Annotated in this window: 5 protein-coding genes; 2 read left to right on the plus strand and 3 right to left on the minus strand. The window is 35.9% G+C overall.

Features of this window, described 5'->3' with window-relative positions; translation table 11 throughout:
• Together BM227_RS12880 and BM227_RS12340 are read left to right on the plus strand one after the other, a co-directional pair.
• The coding region (locus BM227_RS12880; RefSeq protein ID WP_218147963.1) for a hypothetical protein at window positions 1-309 on the plus strand (309 nt) is incomplete at its 5' end.
• Window positions 310-418: 109 nt separating this feature from the next.
• Complete coding sequence (locus BM227_RS12340) at window positions 419-1,591, plus strand: pyridoxal phosphate-dependent aminotransferase (RefSeq protein WP_092914284.1); 1,173 nt, start codon at window positions 419-421, stop codon at window positions 1,589-1,591.
• Window positions 1,592-1,624: 33 nt separating this feature from the next.
• Here the strand turns inward: BM227_RS12340 and metE are convergent, their stop codons facing one another.
• From metE to BM227_RS12355, 3 genes are all read right to left on the minus strand, one after another.
• Window positions 1,625-3,913: a 5-methyltetrahydropteroyltriglutamate--homocysteine S-methyltransferase gene (gene metE, locus BM227_RS12345; RefSeq protein ID WP_092914285.1), complete on the minus strand. Its 2,289-nt coding sequence runs from the start codon at window positions 3,911-3,913 to the stop codon at window positions 1,625-1,627.
• An 80-nt stretch (window positions 3,914-3,993) separates the two neighbouring features.
• Complete coding sequence (locus tag BM227_RS12350; protein ID WP_092914287.1) at window positions 3,994-4,335, minus strand: hypothetical protein; 342 nt, start codon at window positions 4,333-4,335, stop codon at window positions 3,994-3,996.
• 23 nt (window positions 4,336-4,358) lie between these two features.
• Entirely contained in the window at window positions 4,359-4,586 is a 228-nt protein-coding gene (locus BM227_RS12355; RefSeq protein WP_092914289.1) for a hypothetical protein, read from the minus strand.
• Window positions 4,587-4,955 lie beyond the last annotated feature (369 nt).

Genomic DNA, 4,955 nt, shown 5'->3' on the forward strand with positions numbered 1-4,955 from the left:
TCATATTTGATAGCCAATTTTAGAACTACTGCCGAAGATTTTTATAATAAAATAATCTCTCATTGGAGAGTTGAAACCTACCATTATCATTTAGATATGCTAATGGAAGAAGATGAACATATTGCCCATAAAGAGCCTTTTTCTATAGCAATACTAAGGTCTTTTGCACTAAATCTATTTCAATTATTTCATAATGCACATAAAGATAAAAAGCTACCTACTGGTAAAGCTACAATGGCAGAAATTAAAAGGACTTGCAAATATGACGATTACTTTACAGCCCAGCTTTTTGAGCAAGAATATGTTTAAGGTTGGTTTTAAATTTCATCGGATTTGGCTGTGAAAAGCTTAGATGTAATTAACAATTTAGCTAACTCTTACTATAGAGTAGATAAAATTAAAAGAAAAAAGGTTATGTATGCTCTCTGACAGAATACAACTCCTCTCTGAATCTTTAACAATGGCTATTACAGCTTTAGCCCAGCAGCTAAAAAGAGAAGGGAAAGATGTTCTTGGATTTTCTGCCGGTGAACCAGATTTTGATACACCGCAAGTCATTAAAGATGCGGCAATTGAAGCTATAGAAAAAGGCTTTACAAAATATACTGCAGTTGACGGTATTCCTGAACTTAAAGAGGCAATTGTAGAAAAACTAAAACGTGACAATGGTCTAAACTACAGTACCGATCAAGTAATCGCCAGCAATGGAGCAAAACAGTCACTTTTCAATCTGTTTCAAGCAACCATCAACCCTGGCGATGAAGTTATTATACCTGCTCCATATTGGGTTACTTACCCTGAGCTTGTAAAATATAGTGGCGGTACTCCTGTAATTATTGAAACAAATGATGATACATCTTTTAAAATCACGCCTGAACAGCTTAAAGATGCTATCACTGACAAAACAAAAATGCTTATTATTACATCACCTTCAAACCCTACAGGTGCTGTATACTCTAAAGAAGAGTTAGAAGCTATAGCAGAAGTTCTTAAGGGTACAGATATTCTTGTTGCAAGTGATGAAATGTATGAAAAACTTGTTTTTGATGGAACAAAGTTTGTGGCTTCTGCATCAATAAGCGAAGATATGTTCAATCGCACTATTACCATCAATGGTCTTAGCAAATCAGTTGCAATGACAGGGTGGCGCTTTGGCTACTGTGCAGCTGCAAATAAAGACTTAGTTAAAGCAATGAAAAAGCTTCAAAGCCAAAGTACCTCTAACATTAACTCAATAACTCAAATGGCTGCTATTAAAGGTCTTGATGGTAGTGCAGATGCAGATATTGAGATGATGAGACAGGCATTTGAAACAAGATGTGATGAGGCAACAAAACTATTTAACGCTATTGATGGTCTGTCAGTAGTAAAACCAAAAGGTGCGTTCTATCTTTTTGTAAACCACAAAGAAGTAGAACCAGACTCTATGAAGTTTGCAAAAGCAATGCTTGAAAGTGTCGGTGTAGCTGTTGTACCTGGTGCAGGGTTTGGAAGTGACGGATATTTCCGATTCAGCTTTGCAACAGATATCGATACTATTAGAAAAGGAATTGATCGTATTAAAACTTTTGTTGAAAACTATAACAAATAACTCAAAACCGAGACTAAAAAGTCTCGGTTTTTTTTAAACTTCTTCACGAACCTTTTTAGTTGCAATAACCATATTTTCAAGGCTTGGTTTAACCTCTTCCCAGCGTCTGGTTTTCAAACCACAGTCAGGATTGATCCAAAGCTGACGTGCAGGTAAAACTTCAAGTAGTGAGTGAATCTGCTTTTCAATCTCTTCAACAGTTGGAACACGTGGAGAGTGAATGTCATAAACACCAGGTCCAACCTCTTTTTTGTAACCATGCTCTTTAAACACTTTTAGCAAAATGTTACCGCTTCGTGCTGTCTCAATTGAGATAACATCTGCATCCATTGCTTCAATTGTATCTATAATATCGTTGAAGTCACTGTAACACATATGTGTATGGATCTGTGTGTCAATCTCTGCAACATTTGTACAAATCCAGAAGCTCTCAAGCGCAAACTTTTCATAAGCTGGGCGGTTGACACGTCTTAGTGGATACCCCTCTTTAAATGCCGCTTCATCAACCTGAATCATCTTAATACCAGCTTTTTGCAAATCATCAACTTCATCACGAATTGCCAATGCTATTTGATAACAAGTTTCAGAGCGTGGCTGATCGTCACGTACAAAAGACCAGTTAAGAATGGTAACAGGGCCTGTCAACATCCCTTTCATTGGGCGATCAGTTAAGCTTTGTGCAAACGTACTCCAGAAAACTGTCATAGGCTCTGGACGGCTAACATCACCATAAATAATTGGCGGTTTAACACAGCGGCTTCCATAACTTTGTACCCAACCATTTTGACTGAATGCAACACCTTTGAGCTGCTCACCAAAGTACTCAACCATGTCATTTCGCTCAAACTCACCATGAACAAGAACATCTAAGTCTATACTCTCTTGAAACTCAACACACTCTTTAATGAATTCTTTCATCTTTTCAATATAGGTTGCCTCATCAATTGTACCGTTTTTAAAGTCACGTCGTACAGCACGTACTTCTGGTGTTTGAGGGAAACTTCCAATAGTTGTTGTTGCAAGCGGAGGATAATTAAATTTTTCATGCTGAACGTTAATGCGTTCTTCATATTCTATACGCTGTTTTTTCAGTTCATCAATAGTTTTCATACGCTCTTGAACTGCTTCATCAAAGATCATTGATGAACTCTTGCGGCTTGCATTTGCCTCGCGGTTTTGTGCAAACTTTAGTGCTTCATCGCTATTAAGTGCTTCAGCACCTTCAAAAAAGAGTTTTGTAATGATGTTTAACTCATCTAGTTTTTCAACACCGTATGCCAACCAAGACTTGATCTGTGCATCAAGTTTCTCTTCATACTTTAGAGTGTAAGGTACATGAAGAAGTGAACAAGAAGTTGATACAATAATCTGCTCTTTTGCAACAGTTTTTGCAATCTCATTTAAAAAATCCACTTTCTTCTCTATATCACTGATCCAAATGTTTCTTCCATCAACAATGCCAGCAATCAACTTTTTACCACTTTGAGCGATTTGATCAAGAACATCACAATTTTCTGAACCATAAACAAAGTCTAGTCCAATTCCTTTAATAGGTGTTTGTATAAGTTGTGCTACAGCCTCTTTTGCATGATCGAAATATGTAACAACATAGATGTCAATATTTTCAGCAACCTCTGCTAACTTAGTATATGCTTCTTTAACAAGTAATGAAAGCTCCACTGCTTTATCTGTAACCAAAATTGGTTCATCTACCTGAACAATAACTTGTTCATCAAGCTTGGAAAGCTCTTTAAACAGTGCAATGTAAGCTGGCATAACTTCATTGAAAAGACCTAGTGCATCAAGTTCATTACTATCAATTCTCTTAGCATTCCCCAAGAATGTTAATGGTCCTATAATATTAATTTTAGGCGTAATACCCTCTTTTTTAGCTGCTTCAAATTCAGAAATAATTTTTGAAATATCAATATTGAATTTCATACCACTTCTAAGTTCAGGAACAATATAGTGGTAGTTTGTATTAAACCACTTTGTCATTTCCATTGCAGTATGATCTTTATCACCACGAGCCATAGCAAAGTATCGTGCTGTTTTATCTTCAATATCTTTAAAACGATCTGGAGTTAAACCTAAAATTTCAATCATATCAAGAGTTTGATCATATAAAGAGAAATCATTAATGCTAATAGCATCAACACCAGCATCTTTTTGATACTTCCAATGGCGTACTTTAAGCATATTAGAGACTTCAACTACTTCATCAAAAGATGTCTCACCTTTCCAATACTTCTCTAATACTTTTTTAAGCTCTCGCTGTTCACCAATTCGTGCAAATCCAGTAACCCAGTTTTTTTTAGACATAGATATCCCTTTATCATTTTTCTAATTTTTTAAAAGATTTTTTTAAATAAAAATCGACAATATTAATGGTTAGATATAAATTAGAAGGGTACTGGAGGTGCTAATCCTGTTTTTGTTTTGCGGCATCGACAGAGTGTACGCCGAAATAGTTTACTAAGATTTAGAAGCAGCCAAGCAAGGCGTCTAAAGTAACAGTTACAATGGCAAGGTTTTGAGCTATTTTGTTTAAGTGAGTCTTGACATAAACAAGATGTTGAATCAGGTGGGTCGTCATCATCTTCTTGTATATCGCTGAGTGCATTATAAACTACGGCAACAGAGATAAAGGTACTATTCTTTGCTTGCAATTTAATGGCACTATTTAGTGCCTGAATTGCTGCAAGTGTAAAGTAACGTCCTTTAAATCCAATTGCCGTTTTCATTAATATTTATATTTATCCAAATATTAAAATTGATTTTTTGCTTCTTGAAGCGCTTCTATAACTTCATCAAGGTTATCAACAGGAATATGTACTTTCCAGTCTGGATCTTCACTTGTCTTTGACAACCAAATTCCAACACTTACAACAGGTGCAGTACCTTTTCCATAAGGCTCTTTTACGGTAGCTACAGTAATAGCACCATCTTTTGCACTTGATAATGGAATCTCTTTGATCAATTTTGCTTCTTTCATTCTTTTATCCTCCTATAATACATTTATAACTTCTCATCACTCAAAAGAGGATGAAAAAGTTATAAAAGTTGTGTTAGCATAAAGACAGTTGTGTTAGCTGCTTTTTGCAATTCACAGTCAATGGCACAAATTAAAGATCTGTTTGTCCTTGTCAGAAGATGACCCAACAAAGCCTATCTAATTTGGGCTAGCTAACTCACCTATGAAACGCTATTGGAGAGCTTATGTTCTACCGTTCTATAGAGTTAGGAGGCTGTGAGCACAACCCAAATATCAAGCAATCAAGAAGGAGTTATGTTTTATGTACTATGTTGGCATAGATATTGCAAAGAAAAGTCATGTTGCTTGTATTATGAGAGAGGATAACTC

The sequence above is a fragment of the Hydrogenimonas thermophila genome, from assembly GCF_900115615.1.
Taxonomy (GTDB): domain Bacteria; phylum Campylobacterota; class Campylobacteria; order Campylobacterales; family Hydrogenimonadaceae; genus Hydrogenimonas; species Hydrogenimonas thermophila.